Origin of the sequence: Pseudoduganella namucuonensis (genome assembly GCF_900116645.1) — a bacterium.
Classification (GTDB): domain Bacteria; phylum Pseudomonadota; class Gammaproteobacteria; order Burkholderiales; family Burkholderiaceae_D; genus Rugamonas; species Rugamonas namucuonensis.
This window is the reverse complement of sequence record NZ_FPBO01000048.1, coordinates 1-24,287: the sequence shown is the minus strand read 5'-3', so window position 1 is coordinate 24,287 and position 24,287 is coordinate 1. Positions and strand designations below refer to the sequence as shown.

The 24,287-nt window shown below is 66.4% G+C and carries 24 protein-coding genes; 10 read left to right on the top strand and 14 right to left on the bottom strand.

Annotation, left to right across the window (positions count from 1 at the left end; genetic code table 11):
• Nucleotides 1-167: 167 nt before the first annotated feature.
• Nucleotides 168-1,865, bottom strand: coding sequence for a methyl-accepting chemotaxis protein (locus BM436_RS38600; RefSeq protein WP_093560558.1), 1,698 nt, complete (start codon nt 1,863-1,865; stop codon nt 168-170).
• Nucleotides 1,866-1,940: 75 nt separating this feature from the next.
• Nucleotides 1,941-2,498, bottom strand: coding sequence for a PDC sensor domain-containing protein (locus tag BM436_RS32070; protein WP_093560515.1), 558 nt, complete (start codon nt 2,496-2,498; stop codon nt 1,941-1,943).
• Nucleotides 2,499-2,990: 492 nt separating this feature from the next.
• Between BM436_RS32070 and BM436_RS32065 the strand changes: the two genes are divergently transcribed.
• The 7 genes from BM436_RS32065 to BM436_RS32035 all read left to right on the top strand — a co-directional run bounded on the left by BM436_RS32065 (nt 2,991) and on the right by BM436_RS32035 (nt 11,334).
• Nucleotides 2,991-4,217, top strand: coding sequence for an FAD-dependent monooxygenase (locus BM436_RS32065; RefSeq protein ID WP_093560513.1), 1,227 nt, complete (start codon nt 2,991-2,993; stop codon nt 4,215-4,217).
• 15 nt (nt 4,218-4,232) lie between these two features.
• Nucleotides 4,233-4,958 carry a DsbC family protein gene (locus BM436_RS32060; RefSeq protein ID WP_093560511.1) on the top strand — a complete coding sequence of 242 codons (726 nt, stop codon included), beginning with the start codon at nt 4,233-4,235 and terminating at the stop codon, nt 4,956-4,958.
• Nucleotides 4,959-5,044: 86 nt separating this feature from the next.
• Complete coding sequence (locus BM436_RS32055; protein WP_093560509.1) at nt 5,045-5,503, top strand: (2Fe-2S)-binding protein; 459 nt, start codon at nt 5,045-5,047, stop codon at nt 5,501-5,503.
• A gap of 9 nt (nt 5,504-5,512) precedes the next feature.
• Nucleotides 5,513-7,729, top strand: a complete 2,217-nt coding sequence (locus BM436_RS32050) for a xanthine dehydrogenase family protein molybdopterin-binding subunit (protein WP_093560507.1) — start codon at nt 5,513-5,515, stop codon at nt 7,727-7,729.
• A gap of 4 nt (nt 7,730-7,733) precedes the next feature.
• Nucleotides 7,734-8,309: a nucleotidyltransferase family protein gene (locus BM436_RS32045; protein WP_093560505.1), complete on the top strand. Its 576-nt coding sequence runs from the start codon at nt 7,734-7,736 to the stop codon at nt 8,307-8,309.
• 2 nt (nt 8,310-8,311) lie between these two features.
• On the top strand, nt 8,312-10,129 hold the full coding sequence (locus tag BM436_RS32040) for a M61 family metallopeptidase (protein ID WP_093560503.1): 1,818 nt from the start codon (nt 8,312-8,314) through the stop codon (nt 10,127-10,129).
• Nucleotides 10,130-10,158: 29 nt separating this feature from the next.
• Entirely contained in the window at nt 10,159-11,334 is a 1,176-nt protein-coding gene (locus tag BM436_RS32035) for a GGDEF domain-containing protein (protein WP_093560556.1), read from the top strand.
• Here BM436_RS32035 and BM436_RS32030 read toward each other — a convergent pair.
• From BM436_RS32030 to rpe, 8 genes are all read right to left on the bottom strand, one after another.
• The gene (locus BM436_RS32030; protein WP_093560501.1) at nt 11,285-11,776 is read right to left on the bottom strand and encodes a hypothetical protein; all 492 of its coding nucleotides are present in this window, start codon (nt 11,774-11,776) and stop codon (nt 11,285-11,287) included. The two genes, BM436_RS32035 and BM436_RS32030, sit on opposite strands and share 50 nt — an antisense overlap.
• A 26-nt stretch (nt 11,777-11,802) precedes the next feature.
• On the bottom strand, nt 11,803-12,603 hold the full coding sequence (gene trpC / locus BM436_RS32025; protein WP_093560499.1) for an indole-3-glycerol phosphate synthase TrpC: 801 nt from the start codon (nt 12,601-12,603) through the stop codon (nt 11,803-11,805).
• Between the two features lie 10 nt (nt 12,604-12,613).
• The gene (locus BM436_RS32020; protein ID WP_093560498.1) at nt 12,614-13,309 is read right to left on the bottom strand and encodes a LysE family translocator; all 696 of its coding nucleotides are present in this window, start codon (nt 13,307-13,309) and stop codon (nt 12,614-12,616) included.
• Nucleotides 13,310-13,319: 10 nt separating this feature from the next.
• Complete coding sequence (gene trpD / locus BM436_RS32015; RefSeq protein ID WP_093560496.1) at nt 13,320-14,378, bottom strand: anthranilate phosphoribosyltransferase; 1,059 nt, start codon at nt 14,376-14,378, stop codon at nt 13,320-13,322.
• Nucleotides 14,379-14,463: 85 nt separating this feature from the next.
• On the bottom strand, nt 14,464-15,030 hold the full coding sequence (locus tag BM436_RS32010; RefSeq protein WP_093560494.1) for an anthranilate synthase component II: 567 nt from the start codon (nt 15,028-15,030) through the stop codon (nt 14,464-14,466).
• 1 nt (nt 15,031) lies between these two features.
• Nucleotides 15,032-16,528 carry an anthranilate synthase component I gene (gene trpE, locus BM436_RS32005; RefSeq protein ID WP_093560492.1) on the bottom strand — a complete coding sequence of 499 codons (1,497 nt, stop codon included), beginning with the start codon at nt 16,526-16,528 and terminating at the stop codon, nt 15,032-15,034.
• Nucleotides 16,529-16,731: 203 nt separating this feature from the next.
• Nucleotides 16,732-17,514, bottom strand: a complete 783-nt coding sequence (gene gph / locus BM436_RS32000; protein WP_093560491.1) for a phosphoglycolate phosphatase — start codon at nt 17,512-17,514, stop codon at nt 16,732-16,734.
• Between the two features lie 2 nt (nt 17,515-17,516).
• On the bottom strand, nt 17,517-18,182 hold the full coding sequence (rpe, locus tag BM436_RS31995; protein WP_093560489.1) for a ribulose-phosphate 3-epimerase: 666 nt from the start codon (nt 18,180-18,182) through the stop codon (nt 17,517-17,519).
• Nucleotides 18,183-18,302: 120 nt separating this feature from the next.
• Here rpe and apaG point away from each other — a divergent pair, with 120 nt between their 5' ends.
• Nucleotides 18,303-18,677, top strand: coding sequence for a Co2+/Mg2+ efflux facilitator ApaG/CorD (gene apaG / locus BM436_RS31990; RefSeq protein ID WP_093560487.1), 375 nt, complete (start codon nt 18,303-18,305; stop codon nt 18,675-18,677).
• A gap of 21 nt (nt 18,678-18,698) precedes the next feature.
• Here the strand turns inward: apaG and BM436_RS38375 are convergent, their stop codons facing one another.
• Nucleotides 18,699-18,830, bottom strand: a complete 132-nt coding sequence (locus tag BM436_RS38375) for a hypothetical protein (protein ID WP_259741450.1) — start codon at nt 18,828-18,830, stop codon at nt 18,699-18,701.
• Between the two features lie 24 nt (nt 18,831-18,854).
• Between BM436_RS38375 and mltA the strand changes: the two genes are divergently transcribed.
• On the top strand, nt 18,855-20,111 hold the full coding sequence (gene mltA, locus BM436_RS31985) for a murein transglycosylase A (protein WP_229490923.1): 1,257 nt from the start codon (nt 18,855-18,857) through the stop codon (nt 20,109-20,111).
• Nucleotides 20,112-20,127: 16 nt separating this feature from the next.
• On the opposite strand, the gene BM436_RS31980 is transcribed toward mltA, so the two are convergent.
• Together BM436_RS31980 and BM436_RS31975 are read right to left on the bottom strand one after the other, a co-directional pair.
• A complete protein-coding gene (locus tag BM436_RS31980) occupies nt 20,128-20,571 on the bottom strand; it encodes a universal stress protein (RefSeq protein WP_093560483.1) in 444 nt (147 codons plus the stop codon).
• Nucleotides 20,572-20,621: 50 nt separating this feature from the next.
• On the bottom strand, nt 20,622-21,896 hold the full coding sequence (locus BM436_RS31975) for an MFS transporter (protein ID WP_093560480.1): 1,275 nt from the start codon (nt 21,894-21,896) through the stop codon (nt 20,622-20,624).
• A 76-nt stretch (nt 21,897-21,972) separates the two neighbouring features.
• Between BM436_RS31975 and BM436_RS31970 the strand changes: the two genes are divergently transcribed.
• Nucleotides 21,973-22,749 (top strand): enoyl-CoA hydratase, encoded by a 777-nt coding sequence (locus BM436_RS31970; RefSeq protein ID WP_093560554.1) that lies wholly within the window; start codon nt 21,973-21,975, stop codon nt 22,747-22,749.
• Here the strand turns inward: BM436_RS31970 and hisC are convergent, their stop codons facing one another.
• Complete coding sequence (gene hisC / locus BM436_RS31965) at nt 22,750-23,820, bottom strand: histidinol-phosphate transaminase (protein ID WP_093560479.1); 1,071 nt, start codon at nt 23,818-23,820, stop codon at nt 22,750-22,752. It abuts the gene before it with no gap.
• Nucleotides 23,821-24,287 lie beyond the last annotated feature (467 nt).

The following is a 24,287-nucleotide window of genomic DNA, read 5'->3' as shown; positions in this document are numbered from 1 at the left end:
AAACATGTATTAATATTTTTTTAATTAAAACCACCGCCGCCGCTGGACTGGTATTAATTTTTTAAAAACTGATCTGAATGGGGGATATTGACCGCCGCCGTGGCGGGGAGGGGATGGGGTAAAACGTGGCGGCCGGCTCGCGCCGGCCGCCTGGGTGGGGCAGGGGGTTAGAACTCTTCCCAGTCGTCGTCCGTGCCGGTGCGCGCGGCGGCCGGCCGGCGCGCCGGCGGGGCGATGGCCGGCCCGGCGGCGGGACGCGCCGGCCTGGCCAGCGTCCGCACCGACGCCGAGGCGCGCGGCGGGGCGGAGGCCGCCGCGGTGTGGGCGTCGTCCAGCTTGAACACGTTGACGACTTGCGTCAGGTGGTCCGCCTGTTCGCGCAGGCTGTCGGCCGCGGCGGCGGCCTCTTCCACCAGGGCCGCGTTTTGCTGGGTCGCCTCGTCCATCTGGCTGACGGCCTGGTTGATCTGGCCGATGCCCGAGGTTTGCGCCTCGTTGGCGGCCGCGATTTCACTGATGATGTCGGTGACCCGCTTGACGCTCTCGACGATCTCCTCCATGGTGGCGCCGGCCTGGTCCACCAGCTTGGCGCCGATGTCGACCTTCTCCACCGAGTCGCCGATCAGCGTCTTGATTTCCTTGGCCGCCGCCGCCGAGCGCTGCGCCAGGTTGCGCACCTCCGAGGCCACCACGGCGAAGCCGCGGCCCTGCTCGCCGGCGCGCGCCGCCTCCACCGCCGCGTTCAAGGCCAGGATGTTGGTCTGGAAGGCGATGCCGTCGATCACGCCGATGATGTCGACGATCTTCCTGGCCGAATCGTTGATCGAGCCCATCGTGCTGACCACCTGCGCCACCACGGCGCCGCCCTTCTTCGCCACGTCGGAGGCGGAGACCGCCAGCCCGTTGGCGCGGTGCGCGTTGGCGGCGTTTTGCTGGACGGTCGAGTGCAGCGCGCCCATCGACGAGGCCGTCTCGCCCAGCGTGCCGGCCTGCTCCTCGGTGCGCGAGGACAGGTCCAGGTTGCCGGAGGCGATCTGCCCGGACGCGGTGGCGATGGTTTCGGTGCTGAGCCGCACCTGGCCGACCAGGTCGGCCAGGCCGTCGCGCATGCCGCGCATCGAGAACAGCAGGCTGCCCTGGTCGTGCGGCTTGAGCTCGACCTGCACCGCCAGGTCGCCGGCGGCGATGCGGTCGGCGATCCGCGCGGCGTAGACCGGCTCGCCGCCCAACTGCGTCAACAGGCTGCGGGTGATCAGCAGCGCGGCCGCGACACCGACCAGCACGGCCAGGCCGCCGAAGATCGTCATCAGCAGCACGGCGCTGTCGTAGGTTTGGCCGGCCCGCGCGGCCGATTCCCGCGAGCCGGTCTCGACCCGCTCCAGCAGGGCCTCCAGCGCGCCGACCAGCTCGATCTGCGCCGGCCTCACCTTGTCGCGGATGGTGTCGGCCGCCTCTTGCTGCGCGCCGCTCAGCGACAGCTCGACCGCCTGGTCGATGGCCAGCCTCACCTTGGCGTCGCGCTCCGCGATGGCGGCCATGGCCGCCTTGCCCTGCGGGTCGACGAACAGCGCGGTCAGCTGCTCGGCGGCCTTGCGATACGTTTCCTTGGACTGCTTGGCCAGCAGCAGTTCCTTCTTCTTGAAAGCGAAATCTTCTTGCATGACCACGTCGCGCACGGTCACCGACTGGTAGCGCACCAGGTCGCGCATCGAATTGACCAGGCGCAGTTTGGCCGCGTCCTGTTCGACGATCTGGTCGAGACTGGCGCGGATGAAGGCCATGCGGCTGATCGCCACGCCGGTCAACGCCAGCATGAGCACCAGCACGATGCCAAAGCCGACCGCCAGCCGCGGACCGACCTTCATGTTTTCAAGGAATTTCAAGAGTTTCTCCTGATGAGTGTACGGGAACGGCGCGCGGCCGCGGGGCGCGGAAACCGCTTATTCGCTGGTGATGCCGGCGTGGATCACGCCGATCACCTTTTTGCCATCGAACACGGGGGCCGAAGCTTGCACGCTCTTGATCTGGGTGGTCGGGTCGGGGGCGATGGCGGTGGCGGCCCAAGTCTCGCCCTTGATCGCCTGGATGTACACGGGACGCACGGCATTGTTGAACAGCAGCGGCTTGGTGCTGGCCGCGACCAGGTTGCCTTTTTCATCGCGCACCACCAGCTTGTTGATGTTCTGGTCCTCTTCCCATTTCTTCACCAGGGCGCCGGCCTTGCTGGTGCTGAAGGCGGTCGCGGCCGGGCTCTTTTCCTCGACTTCGACCCATTTGCTGTTGGTCATGCCGGTCGGATTGGACTTGCTGTTGGCTTCCTTGACGGCGGCCACGATGGCCGGGTCGGCGGCCCACTCAACCAGCTTTTTCTTGTACTTCTCGACCTTGGCCTGCAACGGGGCCGAGAAGGCTTCCGCGGCGGCGGCGGAGCAGCTGGCGAACGCCATGCATGCGGCGAGTGCGGTGGCGAGGACGGATTTTTGTGCGATGTGTACCATGGTTGTTAAGGTCCTTTTAGTAGTGAACGGCTAACTTGCTTGGCGCTGTGGTGGTGAAAACGTTTTCGTTTGCCGGTGTGGCCGCGACGGCGCGCCGACCCCGCTTTGGGATAGCTCCGACAATGTTTCCAACGTGAAATTATATGGTGGAAAAAGACTTCGGTGTAGGAACTATCTTACAAGGCCCATCCGCCATGCGCGGCGGTGCGAAAGGAGGGGGCGGCACCGGCCGGGGAGTGGGAAAAATCCGGTGCGAATCGCCGCCCGAATCGCGCCAAAACGCCGCTCTCCGCTATGAACTGGCGGCCCGCGGGCGGGCGGCGGCGATCCGCCGGGACGCGCGCCGGCGCGTCGCGCCAAAGCCGGATGGCGCGATGTTTTATTGGTAATTCATCACTATTTACGTGAAAGTAATGGCGGGTGGATGCCGCCGCCCGGCCCCCTGCCGCGGCGCAGGCTCACGGGGCGCGGCGCCGCCGCTATAATGGCCGGATGATTAGTCCATCCTCCCCCTCCAGGCAGCGCGCCGTCGAATCCGACATCTGCATCGTCGGCAATGGCGCGGTGGCCAAGACGGCGGCGCTCGGATTCGCCCAGGCCGGGCAGAGCGTCACGTTGCTGTGCCCTCCATCCCCTCCACCTTCCGCCCAGCCGCAGGCCGACGCCAGCTGGGACGTGCGCGTCTATGCGCTCAACCACACCGCGAACAAGCTGCTGTCGTCCCTGAAGGTCTGGGGCGCGCTGGACGCCGCGCGCGTGGCGCCGGTGGACGCGATGCAGGTGCATGGCGACGGCGCGCATGCGGGCGGCCTCGGTTTCGACGCCTTCGGCGCCCACACCGGCACGCTGGCCTGGATCGTCGAGGACCGCAACCTGAACCAGGCGCTGGACGCGGCGCTGCGCTTCGCCAGCAATGTCACCACCGTCACCGGCCGCGCGGCCGCGCTGGCGTGCGGCGCCGAGCAGGCGGAAATCCAGCTGGAGGACGGCTCGCGCATCCAGTCGCAGCTGATCGTGGGCGCGGACGGCGCCGATTCGTGGGTGCGCGGCCAGTGCGACATCGGCCTCGATTACCGCGCCTACGGCCAGCGCGCCATCGTCGCCAACTTCCATTGCGAACTGCCGCACCATGGCGCGGCGCATCAATGGTTCACGGGCGAGGAGGGCGTGGTCGCGCTGCTGCCGCTGCCGGGCGAGATGGTGTCGCTGGTGTGGTCGGCACCGGACATGCTGGCCGAGTCGCTGCTGGCCAAGTCCGGGCGGGAGCTGGCGGACCGGCTGGCCGTGTACGCGCAGGAGAAGCTGGGCAAGCTCACGCCGGTGCTGCCGGAAACGGTGCGCGCCATCCCGCTGCGCTTGATGCGGCCCCATTCGATGGTGGCGCGGCGCGTGGCGCTGGTGGGCGACGCGGCGCACGTGGTGCATCCGCTGGCCGGCCACGGCATGAACCTGGGCTTCGCCGATGTGGCGGAGCTGGTGCGCGCGGTGAACGAGCGCGAGCCGCACCGCGGCATGGGCGACGAGCGCGTGCTGGGCCGCTACGCCCGCGCGCGCAAGGAAGATGTGTTGTTGATGCAGTTGGCGACCGATGGCCTGGAACGCCTGTTTGGAACGGACTTTGAGCCTGTGCGCATGGCGCGCAATTTGGGATTAAACTTGCTGGACAAATTGCCGGGCTTGAAGCGCCGGCTGATTTCCCACGCACTTGGAAAGCAGTAACCGGAGCCTCCACCTATGAAATACAGCAAGACCGCATTATTGTTCGCGTCCGTCATGATGACCGCCTGTGTCGGCGCCCAGAACTCCACCGAGGCCAGTATCAAGAAAGCCATCGAGCCCCGCCTGGGCGACAACGTGAAGGTGGACTCCGTCAAAGAGACCCCCTACGCCGGCCTGTACGAGGTGCGCATCGGCGATGAAATCCGCTACACCGACAAGACCGGCAGCTACCTGTTCGTGGGCCATGTGTTCAACCTGAAGACCTCCCAGGACCTGACCCAGGAACGCATCGACGAGCTGAACAAGATCAACTTCTCCGACCTGCCGCTGGAAATGGCGCTGAAGACCGTGAAGGGCAACGGCAAGCGCGTGATGGCGGTGTTCGAGGACCCGAACTGCGGCTACTGCAAGCGCTTCCGCCAGCAGGCGCTGAAGGAAGTGGACAACGTCACCATCTACACCTTCATGTACAACATCCTGTCGCCGGATTCGTTCACCAAGTCCAAGAACGTCTGGTGCGCGCCGGACCGCAACAAGGCATGGGACGACTGGATGATCTCCGCCAAGCCGGCCCCCGCGGCGCCCGCCGCCTGCGTCACGCCGAACGACAAGGTGCTGGCGCTGGGCCAGAAGCTCAAGATCAACGGCACGCCCAACATCTTCTTCGCCGACGGCAGCCGCATCCCGGGCGCCATCGACATCAAGACGCTGGAAACCAAGCTCGCCGCCGTCAAGCAGTAAGCGGAGGCGGATGGCCACCGGCCCGGCCTCGCCGGGCCTTGCCTCGCCTCGCCCGCAGTGCCACCAAAACCAGGGAGAAAAAAACAATGATCACCTTGAACATCAATGGACGCGACATGCAGGTCGATGCCGATCCGTCCACGCCCATCCTGTGGGCCTTGCGCGACAACCTCAACATGACGGGCACCAAGTTCGGCTGCGGCGCGGCGCTGTGCGGAGCCTGCACGGTGCACCTGGGCGGGGCGGCGATCCGCTCCTGCGTCACGCCGATCTCGGCGGCCGTGGGCCAGAAGATCACCACCATCGAGGCGATGGAAACGGACAAGGTGGGCAAGGCGGTGCAGGACGCGTGGGTCAAGCACGACGTGCCGCAATGCGGCTATTGCCAGAGCGGCCAGGTGATGAGCGCCACCGCGCTGCTGCGCACCAACAAGAAACCGACCGACGCCGATATCGATGGCGCCATGAGCGGCAACATCTGCCGCTGCGGCACCTATCAACGCATCCGCGCCGCCATCAAGGACGCGGCCAAAACCATCGCCTAAGGGGACATCATGCGTATCGAATGGATCAATCAGGACGCGAAGCCGGGCATGTCGCGGCGTTCCTTCATGAAGGCCGGCGCGGTGGCAGGCGGCGGCCTGGTGCTGGGCTTCGTCGTCGTCGGCGGCAACCGCTTCGCGCACGCGCAGCAGCCGGCCAAGCCGGTGTTCGAACCCAACGCCTTCATGCGCATCGCGCCGGACAACACCGTCACCGTGCAGGTGAACCGGCTGGAGTTCGGCCAGGGCGTGCAGACCGCGCTGCCGATGCTGATCGCCGAGGAGCTGGACGCGGACTGGTCGCAGATGCGCGGCGAGCTGGCGCCGGCCGGCGACCAGTACAAGGACCCGAACTTCGGCATCCAGATGACCGGCGGCTCCATCACGATGAAGCACTCCTACATCCAGTACCGCGAAATCGGCGCCAAGGCGCGCGCGATGCTGATCGCGGCGGCCGCCGCCGAGTGGAAGGTGGGCGCGGACCAGGTCAAGACCTCGAAGGGCATGCTGCTCGGCCCCGCCGGCCAGAAGGCCACCTACGGCTCCTTCGCCGACGCGGCGATGAAACAGCCGGTGCCGGCCACCGTCGCGCTCAAGGACGCCAAGGATTTCACCATCATCGGCAAGCCGACCAGGCGCCTGGATGCGCGCGCCAAGTCCAACGGCACGCAGCAATTCGGCATGGACTTCAAGCCCGCCGGGACCAAGGTGGCGGTGGTGGCGAGGCCTCCGGTGTTCGGCGCGAAGATCGCCAAAGTGGACGCGGCCAAGGCCAAGGCCAAGGCCATCCCAGGCGTGATCGACGTGCTGGAAGTGGCGACCGACGGCGGCGGCCGCGGCGTGGTGGTGATCGCGGACGGCTACTGGCCCGCCAAGCAGGGTCGCGAGGCGCTGGCGCTGGATTGGGACGCCAGTGGCGTCGAGAAGGTCGATACCGCCAAACAGATGGCGGAGTACAGGGCGCTGGCGCAAAAGCCCGGCACGCCGGCGAAGAAGGCCGACACCTCCAAACTGGCGGGCGCGGCGAAGAGGATCACCGCCGTCTACGAATTCCCCTACCTGGCGCACGCGCCCATGGAGCCGCTGAACTGCGTGATCGACCTGAAGGCGGACGGCTGCACCGTCTGGGCGGGTTCGCAATTCCAGACGCTGGACGTGATGGCCCTGGCCCGCGCCACCGGCTTCAAGCCGGAACAGGTGACGCTGCACACGCAGACGGCCGGCGGCGGCTTCGGCCGCCGCGCCGTGCCGACGGCGGACTACCTGGTGGAGGCGGCCAACGTGGCGCTGGCCTACAAGGCGGCCGGCAAATCCGGCCCGCTGAAGGTGATCTGGAGCCGCGAGGACGACATCAAGGGCGGCTACTACCGTCCCTCGCATGTGCACCGCGCGGAGCTGGGGCTGGACGCCAAGGGCGACATCGTTGCCTGGAACCACACCATCGTCGGCCAGTCCATCCTCACCGGCACGCCGTTCGAGTCGATGATGATGAAGGACGGCGTGGACTCGACCATGGTCGAAGGCATGGGCGCGCCCTACGACGTGCCGCTGAACCTTTCCGTCCACAACACGAAGCAGAACGTGCCCGTGCTGTGGTGGCGCTCGGTGGGCTCCACCCACACCGCCTTCGTGATGGAGACGCTGATCGACGAGGCGGCGCATGCCGCGCGCATGGACCCGGTGGCCTACCGCCGCAAGCTGATCGATCCCAAGCACACGCGTGAGCTGGCCGCGCTGGACCTGGCCGTGGCCAAGTCCGGCTACGGCAAGAAGGCGCTGCCGAAAGGGCACGCCTGGGGCGTGGCGATGCACGAGTCGTTCAGCACCGTGGTCGCCTACGTGGTGACGGCGTCCGTGAAGAACGGCGCGCCCAGGCTGCACACGGTGACGGCGGCGGTGCATTGCAACACAGCGGTCAATCCCCTGACCATCGAGGCGCAGGTGCAGGGCGCCGCGCTGATGGCGCTGGGCACGACGCTGCCCGGCGCGGCCATCACGCTGAAGGACGGCGTGGTGGAGCAGCGGAACTTCGGCGACTACACGGTGGCGCGCATGCCGGACATGCCGGCGGTGGAGGTGCACATCGTGCCGTCCGTCGAGAAGCCGAGCGGCATGGGCGAACCCGGCCTGCCGCCGCTGGCGCCCGCGTACGCGAACGCCATTTTCAAGCTCACCGGCAAGCGCTTGCGCACGCTGCCGTTCGATCTGGCGAAGACCGCGAAGGCCTAGGGGCATGGCCATCACCGGCATCCTGCTGGCCGCCGGACGTGGTAGCCGCTTCGACCCTTCCGGCGCGCGCGACAAGCTGCTGCAGCCGCTCACGCAGACCTCGGTGGTCGCGGCAAGCGCCCAAACGCTGCTGTCGGTCCTGCCGCGCGTGGTCGCCGTGGTCCGCCCCGGCGGCGAGGCGGTGGCCGCCGAGCTGCGCGCGCTGGGCTGCGACACCATCGTCTGCGAGCTGGCCGACACCGGCATGGCCGCCTCCCTGATGCACGCCATCCGCCACGCGGCGGACGCGGACGGCTGGATCGTCGCGTTGGGCGACATGCCCCACGTGGCGCCATCTACAATACAATCACTGAAATCCGCCCTGGAAGAGGGCGCGGACATCGCCGCGCCGGTGTACCGGGGCAAGCGCGGCAACCCGGTGGGGTTCGGCCGCCCGCACCTGTCGCGGTTGCTGGCGCTGGAAGGCGACCAGGGGGCGCGCGGCATATTGAGGCAATTCCCGGTGCGGGAAGTGGGCGTGGACGATGGCGGCATCCTGCGCGACATCGACACGCCGGAGGACCTGCACCGACAAGGATAAACATGAAGAAGACCGTACCAAGCAGAAAGAACGGCGTCAGCTACGCCATCACCGCCAAGGACCTGGCCGGCCACATCTTCCAGGTCACGCTGAGCGTGCAGAATCCCGCGCCGGAGGGCCAGGTGCTGGCGCTGCCGGCCTGGATCCCCGGCAGCTACATGATCCGCGAGTTCTCGCGCAACATCGTGCGCATCCGCGCCGAGGCGGGCGGCCAGGCGGTCAAGCTGGCGAAGCTGGACAAGCACTCCTGGCAGGCCGCGCCGGTCGACGGCGAACTGACGGTGGTATACGAGGTCTACGCCTGGGACCTGTCGGTGCGCGCCGCCCACATGGACCAGACCCACGCCTTCTTCAACGGCACCAGTGTGTTCCTGCGCGTGGCCGGCCAGGAGGACGCGCCGCACACGGTGGACATCCAGCGTCCCGCCGACCCCGCCGCGCGGAACTGGCGCGTGGCCACCGCGCTGCCCGAGCTGAAGGCCAAGCGCTACGGCTTCGGCACCTACATCGCCGCCGACTACGACGAACTGATAGACCACCCGGTGGAGATGGGCGATTTCGCGCTCGCCACCTTCAAGGCGCACGGCGTGCCGCACGACGTCGTCATCACCGGCCGCGTGCCCAATCTGGACATGGCGCGCCTGTGCGCGGACCTGAAAGCCATCTGCGAAACCCAGATCCTGTTCTTCGAGCCGAAAACGAAGAAGGCGCCGATGGACCGCTACGTCTTCATGACGATGGCGGTGGGCGACGGCTACGGCGGCCTGGAACACCGCGCCTCGACGGCGCTGATCTGCGCCCGCGCCGACCTGCCCACCACCGCCACGCCCAAGGGCGCGGACATCGGCGAGGGCTACCTGAAGTTCCTGGGCCTGTGCAGCCACGAGTACTTCCACACCTGGAACGTCAAGCGCATCAAGCCCGCCGCGTTCGCGCCCTACGACCTGGCGGTGGAGAACTACACGCCGCTGCTGTGGCTGTTCGAGGGCTTCACCAGTTATTACGACGACCTGATGCTGGTGCGCGCGGGCGTGATCGCCGAGAAGGCCTATTTCAAAATGCTGGGCAAGACCGTGGGCGGCGTGCTGCGCGGCGCCGGGCGCCTGAAGCAGAGCGTGGCCGATTCCAGCTTCGACGCCTGGGGCAAGTACTACCGCCAGGACGAGAACGCGCCCAACGCCATCGTCAGCTACTACACCAAGGGTTCGCTGGTGGGCCTGGCGCTGGACTTGACGATACGCGCCAAGACCGTCGGCGCGAAATCGCTGGACGACGTGATGCTGGCGCTGTGGCAGCGCTATGGCCGCGACTTCTACAACGGCGCCGGCCGCGGCGTGACCCCGGCCGAGGTGGAGGCGCTGGTGGACGAGGTCAGCGGCGCCAAGCTGAAGCCCTTCTTCGAGAAGTACGTGCGCGGCACCGAGGACCTGCCGCTGGCCAAGCTGCTGGCGCCGTTCGGCGTGAAGTACAGCGAGGAGCGCAAATCGAACAAGCCCAGCCTGGACGTCAACCTGGGCCGCGACGGCGCCGACTGCAAGCTCTCCAGCGTGCACGAGGGCGGCGCCGCGCACCAGGCCGGCCTGTCGGCGGGCGACCTGCTGGTGGCCATCGACGGCCTGCGCGTCACGCCCGCCAACCTGGACGCGCTGCTGGGCCGCTACGCGGTGGGCGCCAGCGTCGAGATCCACGCCTTCCGGCGCGACGAGCTGCAGACCTTCCGCGCGCGACTGCAGGGCGAGCGCGTGCCCGGCGTGACGCTGGCGCTGGACGAGGCCGGCAAGAAATCCAGCGGTCCCTTGCGTCCCACCGCCGTGCGGTGATCCCCCTCGATCCATGGACGGTGCTGTTCATGACCACGCTGATGAGTGGCGCGATGAGCATCGTCATGTATTCCTGCCACAACAGCTTCGGCGACGAGGTGAAGGGCCTGGGCCGCTGGGCCCTGGGCCTGCTGTGCGTGGTGGGCGCGGCGGTCGCCTTCATGCTGCGCGACACGCTGCCGCCCAAGGTGGCGCTGATGGCCACCAACGCGCTGCTGTTCTGGGGCATAGGCCTGTCGATGATAGGCACGCAGGAATTCTTCGGCCAACCGCCGTCGTGGCGTTTGTTCCACGGCACCTGGCTGGCCGGCGTGCTGGGCGTGGGCTGGTGGCTGCTGGTGGCGCCGGACTTCATGGCGCGCGTCGCCACCTTCTCCTTCCTGGCGTTCGTGTTCTACGCGGCGCAGGTGCGGCTGGTGCTGCGCCACGGCGCGCGGCATTTCTCCACCCGCTTCTTCGGCGCGCTGCTGACGCTGCAGTCGGCGGTGGTGCTGAGCCGGGGCTGCCTGGCGCTGCTGTCCGGCGGCGCCAGCGTCGATGTGCTGCTGGACAGCGGCGTGGCCAATCTCTACCTGGCCATGGCCAACTTCATGGCGCTGATGCTGACCGTGGCCTTCATGACCATGGCCACGCGGCGGCTGCAGACCGTGCTCGAAAGCCGCTCCACGCACGATCCGCTGACCGGTGTGCTGAACCGGCGCGGCTTCGCGCGGGCGTACGAACGCCAGCGCGCGTTGTTGCGCCGCAGCGGGCGGCCGCTGACCCTGATGATCATCGACCTGGACCACTTCAAGCTGGTCAACGACAAGCATGGCCACCTCATGGGCGACCGGGTGCTGATCCACGTGGCGCGCGCCATCGCCCAGGCGCTGCGCGAAATCGACGCGGTGGCGCGCTTCGGCGGCGAGGAATTCGTGGTGCTGCTGTCGGACGCGGAACCGCCCAGCGCCGTGCAGGCGGCGGAGCGCATCCGCGCCGCGCTGCCGGGCGGTCCCGGGCACAGGCTGCCGGCCTGCACGGTCAGCATCGGCATCGCCAGCCACGCCTCGGACGAGGAATCGCTGGACGGCCTGCTGGCGCGCGCGGACGCGGCGCTGTACCGCGCCAAGGCCAACGGCCGCGACCGCGTGGAGGTGTCGGAGACGCCCGCGCCCGCTACTGCACCGGCGCCAGCGTCCGCAGCTGGAAGCGATAATCCTTGTTGAACAGGAAGGTCTCGGAGAAGTCGAAGGTCTTGTGGTGCTGCCGCATCAGCTTGCCCGGCCTGGGGTAGGGCGCGGCCTGGCGCATGATGGCCTCGGCGATGCCGGCCGCCTTCTGGTCGCGCGCGCGCGCCACGCGCAGGGTGCGGATGGCGCCGTCGCCGTCCACCTTCAGCTCCAGCACCACGATGGCGGTCAGCAGCGGCGGGATGGCGCCGCTGAACACGGCGTCCGGGTTGGCCCTCATGATCTGCGCAGCCAGCACCCGCTTGTAGTCGTCCACGCTGTCGATGGCGGGGAGCAGCGGCGCCGGAACGGTCTCGGCGGGCAACGGGGTGCGCGGAATGGTCACCGGCGCCGCCGGCAGGCGCGGCGGAGGTTTGTGGCAGGAGGCCAGCAGCATGGCCAGGGGAATCAGCGCTGCAACGTACCGGAAAGCGCCCATGGCGGGCCTCCGCAAGCAAAAACCATTTAGCCGAACAGGCGCCGCAGTTCGGCTCCCGGGTCCGGCGCGCGCATGAAGGCCTCGCCGACCAGGAAACCGTGCACATCCGCGTCGCGCATGCGTTTCACGTCCTCGCCATTGAGAATACCGGATTCGGTGATCACGAGGCGCCCGGATGGGATGCGGTCCAGCAGGCCCAGCGTGGTGTCGAGCGAGGTCTCGAAGGTGCGCAGGCTGCGGTTGTTGATGCCGATCAGATTGCTTTTCAGCTTGAGCGCGGCGGCCAGTTCGTCGCCGTCGTGCGATTCGATCAGCACGCCCATGCCCAGCTCGTGGGCGCAGGCCTCCATCTCGGCCATCAGGCCGTGGTCCAACGCGGAGACGATCAGCAGGATGCAGTCCGCGCCCATCGCGCGCGCCTCGTAGATCTGGTACATGTCGATCATGAAGTCCTTGCGCAGCACCGGGATGCCGCAGGCGGCGCGCGCCTGCCGCAGGTACTCCTCGTTGCCCTGGAAGTAGTGCACGTCGGTCAGCACGGACAGGCAGGACGCGCCATGCGTTTCGTAGCTGTGGGCGATGTCGGCCGGGCGGAAGTCGGCGCGGATCACGCCCTTGGACGGCGAGGCCTTCTTCACCTCGGCGATCACGCCGGGCGCGCCGGCGGCGATGCTCTTGCGCAGGCTGGCTTCGAAGCCGCGCAGGTTCTGGCGCAGTTCGGCGTCGCCCTCGACTTCGGCGCGCAGGCTGGCCAGGCCGCGGTGCTTCTTGGCGGCGGCCACTTCGTCGGCCTTGGTGGCCAGGATCTGGTTCAGGATATCGGACATGGTGATGCTCTCAATGTTGTTCGGACAGGGCCAGCCGCGCGCCGAGCGCGAGGAACAGGCCTCCGGTGACGCGGTTCAGCCACAGCGCCACCAGCGGTTTCACCTTCAGGCGCGCGCTGGCGAAAGCGGTGAACAGCGCCAGGCCGTTGCACCACAACATGCCGTTGACGTTGAAGATGCAGCCCAGGATGAAGAAGGCGGCGGCCTTGTTGCTGGAATCGGCCGAGATGAATTGCGGCACGAAGGCCAGGAAAAACAGGGCGACCTTGGGGTTCAGGACGTTGGTCAGGAAGCCTTGCGCGAAGATGCGGCCGTAAGCCTGCGGCTTCAAACCGGGGACAGACCCGCGATCGGCAGCCCCGAACTCTGCGGAGGTGTGTGGCGCGGAGGGTCTGTCCCCAGGTTCCGCCTCTGGTTTCAAGCGCGCGCGCAGCATGCCGACGCCCATGTAGATGATGTACGCCGCGCCCACCCATTTCACCACGCTGAACGCGGCGGCGGAGGTGGCCAGCAGGGCGGAGATGCCCACCGCGGCGGCGGTCACGTGCACCATGGTGCCGGCGCCTATGCCCAGCGCCGCCGCGCAGCCGGCGCGCCAGCCCTGGGTGGCGCTGCGCGCCATGATCAGCAGCGAGTCCGGCCCCGGCATGATGTTCAGCAGCAGGCCGGAAACGATGAACAGCGTCAGGTCGTGTATGCCGTACACAGGGCCCCCGTCAGTTGGCGGCGCCGAGCCGCTGCGTCGCTTCGACGAACTGCTCCACCTTGGCCAGCGCCGCGCCGGACGAAATCGCCGCGCGCGCCTTGGCCAGGCCGTCCTCGATGGACGAGGCCACGCCGGCCGCGTACAGCGCGGTGCCGGCGTTCAGCGCCACGATGTCGTGCGCCGCGCCGGGTTCGCCGCGCAGCGCCTCGAACATCTTGGCCTTCGATTCGGCCGCGTCGGCCACCTTCAGGTTGCGGCTGGCGATCATGGACAGGCCGAAGTCCTCGGGATGGATCTCGTATTCGCGGATCTCGCCGTTCACCAGTTCGCCCACCATGGTGGCGGCGCCCAGCGACACCTCGTCCATATTGTCCTTGCCGTACACGACCACCGCGTGCTGCGCGCCCAGGCGCTGCAGCACGCGCACCTGGATGCCGACCAGGTCGGCGTGGAACACGCCCATCAGGATGTTGGGCGCGCCGGCCGGATTGGTCAGCGGTCCCAGGATGTTGAAGATGGAGCGCACGCCCAGTTCGCGGCGCACCGGCGCCACGTGCTTCATGGCCGAGTGGTGGTTGGGCGCGAACATGAAGCCGATGCCGGTCTGCGCGATGGATTGCGCGATCTGCTCGGGCTTCAGGTTGATGTTGGCGCCCAGCGATTCGATCACGTCGGCTGAGCCGGACGAGGATGACACGCTGCGTCCGCCGTGCTTGGCCACGCGCGCGCCGGCCGCCGCCGCCACGAACATGGCGGTGGTGGAGATGTTGAAGGTGTGCGCGCCGTCGCCGCCGGTGCCGACGATGTCGAGCAGGTTGGTGGTGTCGGCCATCGGCACCTTGGTCGAGAACTCGCGCATCACCTGGGCGGCGGCGGCGATCTCGCCGATGGTTTCCTTCTTCACGCGCAGGCCCATGATCAGGGCCGAAATCATCACGGGCGACATTTCGCCGGACATGATCTGGCGGAACAGGTGCAGCATCTCGTCGTGGAAGATCTCACGGTGTTCGATGCAGCGCAGCAGGGCTTCCTGGTGGGTGATTTGATGAACTGGATGAGTGGCGGGCATGGCAATTCCTTGGGTCAGATAGCGCTATACGGCAACGTGGAACGACGGGACGGGCGCGCGCCCCGTGGGCGCGGCGCCGCTGCCCTCAGGCGCGTTCCAGGAAGTTCTTCAGCAGGGCGTGTCCGTGCTCGGACAGGATGGACTCGGGGTGGAACTGCACGCCCTCGATGTCGTAGTCCTTGTGGCGCACGCCCATGATCTCGCCGTCGTCGGTCCACGCCGTCACTTCCAGGCAGGAAGGCAGGGAGGAGCGTTCGATCGCCAGCGAGTGGTAGCGGATTACCGTGAAGGGGGTGGGCAGGTCCTTGAAGACGCCCACGCCCGTATGCGCGATGACGGAGGTTTTGCCGTGCATGACCTGCTTGGCGCGGATCACTTTGCCGCCGAAGGCCTCGCCGATGGCCTGGTGGCCGAGGCAGACGCCCAGTATCGGTTTCTTGCCCGCGAAGTGCTTGAGCACCTCGACCGAGATGCCGGCCTGCGCCGGATCCTTCGGACCGGGCGAGATGCAGATGCGGTCCGGGTTCATCGCCTCGATTTCGGCGATGGTGATTTCGTCGTTGCGGAAGGTCCGCACGTCCTCGCCCAGTTCACCGAAGTACTGCACGATGTTGTAGGTGAAGGAGTCGTAGTTGTCGATCATCAGCAGCATCTTAGAACTCCCCATCCAGGCCGTCTTGCACTTGTTCGGCCGCGCGCAGCACGGCGCGCGCCTTGTTTTCAGTCTCGAGCCATTCCATTTCCGGTATCGAGTCCGCCACGATGCCGGCGGCGGCCTGCACGTACAGCATGCCGTCCTTGATCACGCCGGTGCGGATGGCGATCGCCACGTCCATCTCGCCGCCGAAGGACAGGTAGCCGCAGGCGCCCCCGTAGATGCCGCGCTTGGAGATCTCCAGCTCGTCGATGACCTCCATCGCGCGCACCTTCGGCGCGCCGGTCAGGGTGCCGGCCGGGAAGGTGGCGCGCAGCACGTCCAGGTTGGACATGCCTTCCTTCAGGCGGCCCTCCACGTTGGAGACGATGTGCTGCACGTGCGAATACTTTTCAATGACCATGCGGTCGGTGACCTTCACCGTGCCGATGTCGGAGATGCGGCCCAGGTCGTTGCGCGCCAGGTCGATCAGCATCACGTGCTCGGCGATCTCCTTCGGGTCGGCCAGCAGTTCCTTGGCCAGTTCGGCGTCGCGCTCCGGCGTGGCGCCGCGCGGGCGGGTGCCGGCGATGGGGCGCAGCGTGACCTTCTTCTCGCCGTCGGCGGCGGTCTCGTTGCGCACCAGGATCTCGGGCGAGGCGCCGACGATCTGCATGTCGCCGAAGTTGTAGAAGTACATATACGGCGACGGGTTCAGCGAACGCAGCGCGCGGTACAGCGTCAGCGGCGAATCCACGTAGGGCTTGCGCAGGCGCTGGCCGATCTGCACCTGCATCAGGTCGCCGGCCATCACGTACTCGTGGGCCTTGGCCACCGCCTTCAGGTACTCCTCCTTGGGGAAGTCGCGGATGATTTCGGTACGCACCGAGGCCGAGGTCACCGGCGCGTCGACGCCGCGGCGCAGCAGCGCGCGCAGGTCCTTCAGGCGCTGGCGGGCCTTGGAATACGATTCCGGCTGGCTGGTGTCGGCGTAGACGATCAGGTACAGCTTGCCCGAGATGTTGTCGATCACGGCCAGCTCCTCCGTCACCATCAGCTGGATCTCCGGCAGATTCAGGTCGTCCTTGGGCTGGGTGTGGGCCAGCGTCTTTTCGATGTGGCGCACCGAGTCGTAGCCGAAGTAGCCGGCCAGGCCGCCGCAAAAGCGCGGCATGCCGGGGCGCAGGGCGACCTTGAAGCGGGACTGGTAGGCCTCGATGAATTCGAGCGGATTGCCCTCGTGCGTCTCGATCACCACGCCGTTCTTGACGATCTCGGTGCGGGTGCCGTGGTTGCGCAGCACCGTGGTGGCCGGCAGGCCGATGAAGGAGTAGCGGCCGAAACGCTCGCCGCCCACGACGGACTCCAGCAGGAAGGTGTTCTTGCCGGCGTTCTGCGTCTGCGCCAGTTTCAGGTACAGGGTGAGCGGGGTTTCGAGATCGGCGAAGGCTTCCGCGATCAGGGGAATACGGTTGTAGCCTTGCGTGGCCAACGATTTGAATTCGAGTTCAGTCATGCTTCTCTCCATGCCGCCAGGCATAGCTATAGATAGGGTTGTGGCGGTGAGGTTCAAAAAACCTGTCGACTACAGATGTGCAGCGACAGCAATCAAGCGGGATCAGTTAGCCCAGGATTGCCAGCGTCGCCATAGCCAGGCCTCAATCGAGCCCTGGTGAGTGACATTGTGTCTTTTGTTGAGAAACATGCTGTGTTTTTGCTTCAGTTTGCGATCGGGTTGTGCAGGCGAATCAGATGGGCCGCGTGTAGCAGCGTGTCAACTATACCATCGGAATCCGTGTCGTGTATAGACTCGCCGTGATTGTAACCGTAAGGCACCGTCAACACCGGGCAACCGGCCGCCCGCGCGGCCTGCGCGTCGTTGGAGGAATCGCCGATTGCGACCACCTGGGCCGGCCGCAGCGCGAAATCGCTGCACACCCGCAGCAGCGGCATGGGGTGCGGCTTCTTCTTTTCCAGCGAATCGCCGCCGTAGACCACCTCGAAATAGCCGGCCAGTCCCTTTTGCTCCAGCAGCGGCGCGGCGAAGGCGATCGGCTTGTTGGTCACGCAGGCCAGGCGCAGGCCGTGCGCCTTGAGCGCCTCCAGCCCGGCCGCCACGTCCGGATACAGGGCGCTGTGGTCGCCGTTGATGTCCAGGTAATGGCGCTGGTAGGCATCCATGGCGGCCTCGAAATGCAGTTCCACGCCGGCCTCATCGTAATCGAGGGCCAGCACGGAGCGGATCAGGTTCTCGGAACCCTTGCCCACCATGAGCTTGATGCGCTCGGCCGACAGCGGCGAAAAAGGGGTCAGGTTCGCTTTTCCCGCTTGCCCCGGTTCTGCTGCCTCTCTGGGAAATTGAACCTGACCCCTTTTTTGCAGTTCGGCGCGCATGCGGTTGATGGCGACGTGGAAGTCGGGCACCGTGTCCAGCATGGTGCCGTCCAGGTCGATGATGGCGGCCCGGACGCCGCTCAGTGGGGTGTTCGTGGCCGCCGTCATGCTTACAGCCCCGCCAGCTGGGTGCGCATCGCGTCGATCACGGCCTTGTAGTCGGGCTGGCCGAAGATGGCCGAACCGGCGACGAAGGTGTCCGCGCCGGCCTTGGCGGCGGCCGCGATGTTGTCGATCTTGATGCCGCCGTCCACCTCCAGCATGATGTCGCGGCCGGATTCGTTGATCAGGCGGCGCGCCTCGGCGATCTTCTTCAGCGCCTGCGGAATGAAGGACTGGCCGCCGAAGCCGGGGTTGACGGACATGATGAGGATCATGTCGATCTTGTCCATCACGTGTTCCAGGTAGCTCAGCGGGGTGGCCGGGTTGAACACCAGGCCGGCCTTGCAGCCGTGGTCGCGGATCAGCTGCAGCGAGCGGTCGATGTGGTCCGACGCCTCGGGGTGGAAGGTGATGATGTTGGCGCCGGCCTTGGCGAAGTCGGGGATGATGCGGTCCACCGGCTTGACCATCAGGTGCACGTCGATCGGCACGTCCACGTGCGGACGGATGGCCTGGCACACCAGCGGGCCGATGGTCAGGTTGGGCACGTAGTGGTTGTCCATCACGTCGAAGTGGATGATGTCGGCGCCGGCGGAGACGACGTTGCGCACTTCTTCGCCCAGGCGGGCGAAATCGGCGGACAGGATGCTGGGGGCGATACGGAAGGTGGTCATGGATGGGCCTGCAATAAAAAAGATGCGCTATTTTACGCTTACCCTTGCATGCTCGCCGGATTTGCGGTGCAATGTCAGATACGTGATCATGTTGACAGCATTTTGAGTTAGGAAACCCCAATGGCCTCTTATGAATTCACTGTTTCGGTCAGGACCCAGTACCTGCCGGAGCAGTCCGACCCCGAACGCACCAATTTCGTGTTCACCTATTCGATCACGATCAAGAACACGGGGACGGTGGCGGCGCAGCTGATTTCGCGTCATTGGGTGATCACCGACGCCAACAACCACATCGAGGAGGTGCGCGGCCTGGGCGTGGTGGGGCACCAGCCCCTGCTGCAGCCGGGCGAGCAGTTCGAGTACACCAGCGGCACCGCGCTGAGCACGCCGCAGGGCTCGATGGTGGGCGAATACTTCTGCGTGGCCGAGGACGGCCACCAGTTCGAGGCGAAAATCCCGGAGTTCGTGCTGTCGCTGCCGCGCACGCTGCACTAGGCCCGATACGCCAGGCTGTATTTATTCCTTGCGGGGTTGTTCCAGCTCTGGTTTCTGTTCCGGCCGCGGTTTCGCGGCCGGTTTCTTCTTGGACGGCAGCGTCCACCAGACGATGAACACCAACAGGAACAGCGCCACAAACGCCTCTAACATCAATATCCACATACGCAAGCCCTCATGTCATTCGCACGCAGTAGTGTAATCGTTTCCCTGTGCGCCGTCGCGCTGGCCCTCGCCGGCTGCACCTCGCCGATGCCGCAACCGGCCCAGCCTCGGCCACCCGTTCCGCCGGCCCAGCCGCAGCCCCCCGTGCCGCCGGCGCAGGTGCCGCCGGTCCAGCCCCAGCAGCCGGCCCAGCCGCCCAAACCGGCCGCCATCCAGTTCGTGCCCTCCACCTTCGCCGCGCTGCCGGGCTGGGACAAGGACGACCTGCGCGCCGCCTGGCCCGCCTTCATGTCGTCCTGCTCGGTGCTGGGCAAGCGCGCCGAGTGGAAGGAGGCCTGCGGCATCGCCAAACAGGTCAACGCCGCCGACGACAAGGCGATACGCCTGTTCTTCGAGAGTTTCTTCGAGCCGCGCCAGGTGATCGCCCCGGACGGGACGGACACTGGCCTGGTCACCGGCTACTACGAGCCGCTGCTGCGCGGCGCCCGCAAGAAGGGCGGCCCCTACCAGACTCCCCTCTACAAGGTGCCGGACGACCTGATCACCGTCGACCTGGCCGGCGTCTACCCTGAGTTGAAAGGCATGCGCCTGCGCGGCCGGCTGTCCGGCAAGAAGCTGGTGCCGTATTCGACCCGCGCCGAGATCGACCGCGCCGATTTCACCGGCAAGGAGCTGCTGTGGGTGGACGACCCGGTGGAGGCCTTCTTCCTGCAGGTGCAGGGCTCCGGCCGCGTGCAGCTGACCGACAGCCTCGAAACCGTGCGCGTGGCCTACGCCGACCAGAACGGCCATCCCTACAAGTCCATCGGCCGCTGGCTGGTGGACAAGGGCGAGCTGACGGCGGACCAGGCGTCGGCGCAGGGCATCAAGGCCTGGATCGCCGGCCACCCGACGCGCCAGGCGGAGCTGTTCAACGCCAATCCGTCCTATGTGTTCTTCCGGGAGGAAAAGCTGCCGGACCCGAAAGTGGGCCCGAAAGGCTCGCTGGGCGTGCCGCTCACGCCGCAGCGCTCGATCGCGGTGGACGCCACCCAGCTGCCGCTGGGCGCGCCGGTGTACCTGTCCACCACCCACGCCAACAGCGACTTGCCGCTGCAGCGGCTGGTGATGGCGCAGGACACGGGCGGCGCCATCCGGGGCGCGATCCGGGTCGACTTCTTCTTCGGCTTCGGCACCGAGGCGGCGGAAAACGCCGGCCGCATGAAGCAGAAGGGCAATGTGTGGGTGTTGATGCCGAAGTCCATGCCGCCGGCCGCCGCCGCGCGGTGAATTCGGGCGGGGGCCGCTAGCGCAGCACCAGCACCGGCAGCTTGGTGTGCGCCAGCACTTTCTGGGTTTCGCTGCCCAGGAACAGCTTGTTCAAGCCCTTGCGCCCATGCGAGGCCATCACGATGAGGTCGCAGCCATGCTTCTCGGCGGTCTCCACGATGGACTCGTAGGGGCTGGCGGTCACGCCGGTCACACCCTCGAAGGGCACGCCGGCCGCGCTGGCCGCCGCCGCCACCTTGTTCACATTGTCCTGCGCGATGTTCCGCATTTGCGTTTCATACACGGCCGGTTCAGGCGTGATCGTCATGCCGCTGTCGCCCACGGGCATGAAGGGGAAGGGCTGCACCACGCTGACGGAAACCAGCCGCGCGCCGTGCAGCTTGGCCAGCTCGATGACGCTGGCGGTGGCCTTGACGGACAGCTCCGAGCCGTCCGTCGGGAAGAGGATATTCTTGAACATGACCATCTCCTGAGCATGGAATTCGATGGCCCAGTGTAGACGCTATGACATCAGCCGGGGCGCACGCTACGGACCGGGCGCGACATCGCCAACGCCGCCGCCAGCAGCACCGCGCCGGCCCCGACGCAGCCCATGCCCTCGCGCAATCCCAGGTGTTCGCCCGCGTAGCCGGCCGTCAGCGCGCCCAGCGGCGCGATCGCCACGGTGAGGAAGCGCATGGTGGACATCATCCTGCCCATCAGCGCGTCCGGCGTCACTGTCACGCGCAGCGCCGAGTACGCCATGAAGAACAGCATCACGCCGCAGTCGAACACGAAGGTGGCGCCGGCGTAGGCGGCGGCCGTGGCCAGCTTGCTGCCGAACAGCGCCGCCGGCAGCAGGGGCACCAGCACAAAGCCGGCCGTGGTGGCGAAGATGCCGGCCAGCATGGTCTTGCCCGCGCCGAAGCGCCGGTTCAGCGGCTTGATCAGCACGGCGCTGGCGAACACGCCCAGCCCGCCCACGATCTGCACCGCGCCCAGCATGCCCGGTGTCATGCCCAGTTCCCGCGTGGCCATTAGCAGCACCAGCGCGGTGTAGCCGTAGAACAGCAAATGCCAGCAGGCGGCGCCCCAGGCCAGGGTGCGCAGCAGCGGTTCGGTGGCGATGAAGACCAGGCCCTCCTTGATGTCGCGCAGCGGATGCTTGTCCGACGGCGCCGGCGGCGCCTCCTGGAAGCGCGTGCGCCGCAGGTTCCACACCGACACGAAAAAGCCGCAGGCGTTGAACAGCACGGCGAACGGCGCCGTGAGCCACTGGATCAGCACGCCCGCCACGCCCGGTGCCACCAGGCGCGACACGGAGTCGCTGAACACGAACTTGGATTGCGCGTCCATCATGCGGTCGCGGCCCACCAGCTGGGTGAAGAAGACCTGTTCCGCGCCGCCGCCCACCACGCCGCACACGCCGAACACGAAGGCCACTATGTACATCCACGGCATCGACAGCAGGCCCAGCCACCAGGCCAGCGCGATGCTGGCCAGCGTCAGTCCCTGGATCGCCTGGCTCCACAGCACCACGGGCAGCTTGCGGCGGCGGTCCAGCCAGACGCCGGCGGGCAGGGCCAGCAGCGCGACCGGCAGCGTCTGGCACGCGGAGACGATGCCCATCTGGCCGGGCGTCGCTTTCAGCAGCAGGATGGAGCAGAGGGGAACGGCGAGGGTGCTGATATGGGAGCCGAAGCCATTGAGCACGCTGCTGAACCAGTAGCGCAGGAAGTCGGCGTTGCGCAACAGCGGGTCGCTGTCAAGCTTGTCGGTGAGATAACGTCGTAAGGCGGTGCGCATCGAGCGAATAATAGCAGCGCTATTGCGAGAACCGCTACAATCAATCGATACGCTTTTCACTACCAAGGAGATGTCCGTGCAATACGAAGACCTGATCGTAGAAACCCATGGCCGAGTCGCCCTGATCCGCCTGAACCGTCCCAAGGCGCTGAACGCCCTGAACGACAACATGATGAACGAGCTGGGCGAAGCCCTGTACAAGTTCGACGCCGATCCCGCCATTGGTTGCATCGTGCTGACCGGCAGCGAAAAAGCGTTCGCGGCCGGCGCCGACATCGCCGCCATGGCCGATTACACCTACCAGGACACCTACCGCGACAACTACATCACCCGCAATTGGGAGCACATCCTGCGCGTGCGCAAGCCGGTGGTGGGCGCCGTGGCCGGCTACGCGCTGGGCGGCGGCTGTGAACTGGCCATGATGTGCGACTTCCTGATCGCGGCGGACAACGCCAAGTTCGGCCAGCCGGAAATCAAGGTCGGCGTCACGCCGGGCGCGGGCGGCACGCAGCGCCTGCCGCGCGCCATCGGCAAGGCCAAGGCCATGGACCTGCTGCTGACCGCGCGCACCATCGACGCGGCCGAGGCGGAGCGCATCGGCCTGGTGTCGCGCGTGGTTCCCGCCGACAAGCTGATCGAGGAAACGCTGGACGCCGCGACGCAGATCGCCTCGATGTCGAGCTCGGTGGCCATGCAGATCAAGGACGCCGTCAACCGCGCCTTCGAAACCACGCTGACCGAGGGCGTGAACTACGAGCGCCGCCTGTTCCAGGCCGCCTTCGGCACGCCGGCCCAGCGCGAAGGCATGCACGCCTTCCTGGAAAAACGTCCCGCGAAGTTCGAGGGACTGTAATCAGTCCGGGGCGCTGCCGAGGATCTCGCGCAGCGCCGTGTGCAAGGCCTCGCATTCCTCCGGCAAGCCTATGCTGATGCGCAAGTGCCGTTCCGCGCCCGGCTGCTTCAGGTGCCGGACCAGAACGGCGCGTTCCAGCAGCGCGGCGGCCAGCGCCCCCGCTTCGATTTTCGGGTGTTGCACGAAGAGGAAATTGGTGGCGGAAGGCGTCACATCGAAGCCCAGCTCCACCAGCTGCGCCGCCAGCCTTTCGCGCGAGGCGATCAGCAGCGCGCGTTTTTCCTGGAAGTAAGCCTCGTCCTCCAGCGACGCCACGGCGCCGGCGATGGCCAGCTGGCCCAGCGGGAACGCGTTGAAACTGTTCTTCACCCGCATCAGCCCGGAGATCAAATCCGGGTGGCCGATCGCATACCCGACCCGCAACCCCGCCAGCGAACGCGATTTCGAGAAGGTGTGCACCACCAGCAGGTTGGGGTACTTCTTCACCAGCGGAATGGCGGACTCGCCGCCGAAATCCACATAGGCCTCGTCGACCAGCACCACGCAGTCCGGGTGGGCGCGCACGATGCGCTCCACTTCCGCGATCGCCAGCGGCAGGCCGGTGGGCGCATTCGGATTCGCAAACACCACGCCGCCGCAAGGCCGGTCGTAGTCGGACGCCTGGATGCCTTTGGCGTGATCGAGTGGGACCGTCTCATATTCAATGCCGAACAGGCGGCAGTACACCGGATAAAAACTGTAGGTGAGATCCGGCATCAGCAGCGGGCGCTCTTGCGCGAAGAAGGCTTGGAAGGCGTGCGCCAGCACTTCGTCCGAGCTATTGCCGACGAATACCTCGCTTGCCGCCACCTTATAGTATGTGGCGAGCGCCTCCCTCAGTTGCGCCGCGTCCGGCGCGGGATACAAGCGCAACTGGTCGCCCGCTTCCCGCTGGATCGCCGCCAATACCGCTGGCGAGGGGCCGTAGGGATTCTCGTTGCTATTCAGTTTGACCAGATTGGCGATGCGGGGCTGTTCGCCCGGCACATATGGCGCCAGGTCCCGGATGCGGGGACTCCATAAATTGCTCATGTGCTTTCCAGTTGTAGATATTCCAGCAAGCATGCCACAAATGGCCTTGCAAGGTTGGCGGGGCTTTGCTATAGTTCTGTCCCCGCGCTGCTGAGCATACGCAGAGCGGAAAAGGAAGTGAAAAAGTGATGAATTGCAGTGCAATTCAGAACGGGCTTGACGAAGTAAATCAAACGCCTCATAATCTCGCTTCTCTGCTGACGGACAAAACGCTTCGTCGAAAAATGCAGACAGGTTCTTTAAAAATTAACAGTCGATAAGTGTGGGCGTTTGATGATGATGCCGGAGGCGCAAGCCTCTTAGCTCAAATTATTAAACGCTCGCACAATATATTAAACGTGACCTTCGAAAGAAGGAATCGTCAGTATTTTGAGTGAGCGACCAAGTCAGAAATGACTTTAAACAGAGATTGAACTGAAGAGTTTGATCCTGGCTCAGATTGAACGCTGGCGGCATGCTTTACACAT

Coding starts and splice junctions, on each gene's coding strand:
- BM436_RS38600 (WP_093560558.1), bottom strand. CDS start 1,865: ATGAAGGTCGGTCCGCGGCTGGCGGTCGGCTTTGGCATCGTGCTGGTG.
- BM436_RS32070 (WP_093560515.1), bottom strand. CDS start 2,498: ATGGTACACATCGCACAAAAATCCGTCCTCGCCACCGCACTCGCCGCA.
- BM436_RS32065 (WP_093560513.1), top strand. CDS start 2,991: ATGATTAGTCCATCCTCCCCCTCCAGGCAGCGCGCCGTCGAATCCGAC.
- BM436_RS32060 (WP_093560511.1), top strand. CDS start 4,233: ATGAAATACAGCAAGACCGCATTATTGTTCGCGTCCGTCATGATGACC.
- BM436_RS32055 (WP_093560509.1), top strand. CDS start 5,045: ATGATCACCTTGAACATCAATGGACGCGACATGCAGGTCGATGCCGAT.
- BM436_RS32050 (WP_093560507.1), top strand. CDS start 5,513: ATGCGTATCGAATGGATCAATCAGGACGCGAAGCCGGGCATGTCGCGG.
- BM436_RS32045 (WP_093560505.1), top strand. CDS start 7,734: ATGGCCATCACCGGCATCCTGCTGGCCGCCGGACGTGGTAGCCGCTTC.
- BM436_RS32040 (WP_093560503.1), top strand. CDS start 8,312: ATGAAGAAGACCGTACCAAGCAGAAAGAACGGCGTCAGCTACGCCATC.
- BM436_RS32035 (WP_093560556.1), top strand. CDS start 10,159: ATGACCACGCTGATGAGTGGCGCGATGAGCATCGTCATGTATTCCTGC.
- BM436_RS32030 (WP_093560501.1), bottom strand. CDS start 11,776: ATGGGCGCTTTCCGGTACGTTGCAGCGCTGATTCCCCTGGCCATGCTG.
- trpC (WP_093560499.1), bottom strand. CDS start 12,603: ATGTCCGATATCCTGAACCAGATCCTGGCCACCAAGGCCGACGAAGTG.
- trpD (WP_093560496.1), bottom strand. CDS start 14,378: ATGCCCGCCACTCATCCAGTTCATCAAATCACCCACCAGGAAGCCCTG.
- BM436_RS32010 (WP_093560494.1), bottom strand. CDS start 15,030: ATGCTGCTGATGATCGACAACTACGACTCCTTCACCTACAACATCGTG.
- trpE (WP_093560492.1), bottom strand. CDS start 16,528: ATGACTGAACTCGAATTCAAATCGTTGGCCACGCAAGGCTACAACCGT.
- gph (WP_093560491.1), bottom strand. CDS start 17,514: ATGACGGCGGCCACGAACACCCCACTGAGCGGCGTCCGGGCCGCCATC.
- rpe (WP_093560489.1), bottom strand. CDS start 18,182: ATGACCACCTTCCGTATCGCCCCCAGCATCCTGTCCGCCGATTTCGCC.
- apaG (WP_093560487.1), top strand. CDS start 18,303: ATGGCCTCTTATGAATTCACTGTTTCGGTCAGGACCCAGTACCTGCCG.
- BM436_RS38375 (WP_259741450.1), bottom strand. CDS start 18,830: ATGTTAGAGGCGTTTGTGGCGCTGTTCCTGTTGGTGTTCATCGTCTGG.
- mltA (WP_229490923.1), top strand. CDS start 18,855: ATGTCATTCGCACGCAGTAGTGTAATCGTTTCCCTGTGCGCCGTCGCG.
- BM436_RS31980 (WP_093560483.1), bottom strand. CDS start 20,571: ATGTTCAAGAATATCCTCTTCCCGACGGACGGCTCGGAGCTGTCCGTC.
- BM436_RS31975 (WP_093560480.1), bottom strand. CDS start 21,896: ATGCGCACCGCCTTACGACGTTATCTCACCGACAAGCTTGACAGCGAC.
- hisC (WP_093560479.1), bottom strand. CDS start 23,820: ATGAGCAATTTATGGAGTCCCCGCATCCGGGACCTGGCGCCATATGTG.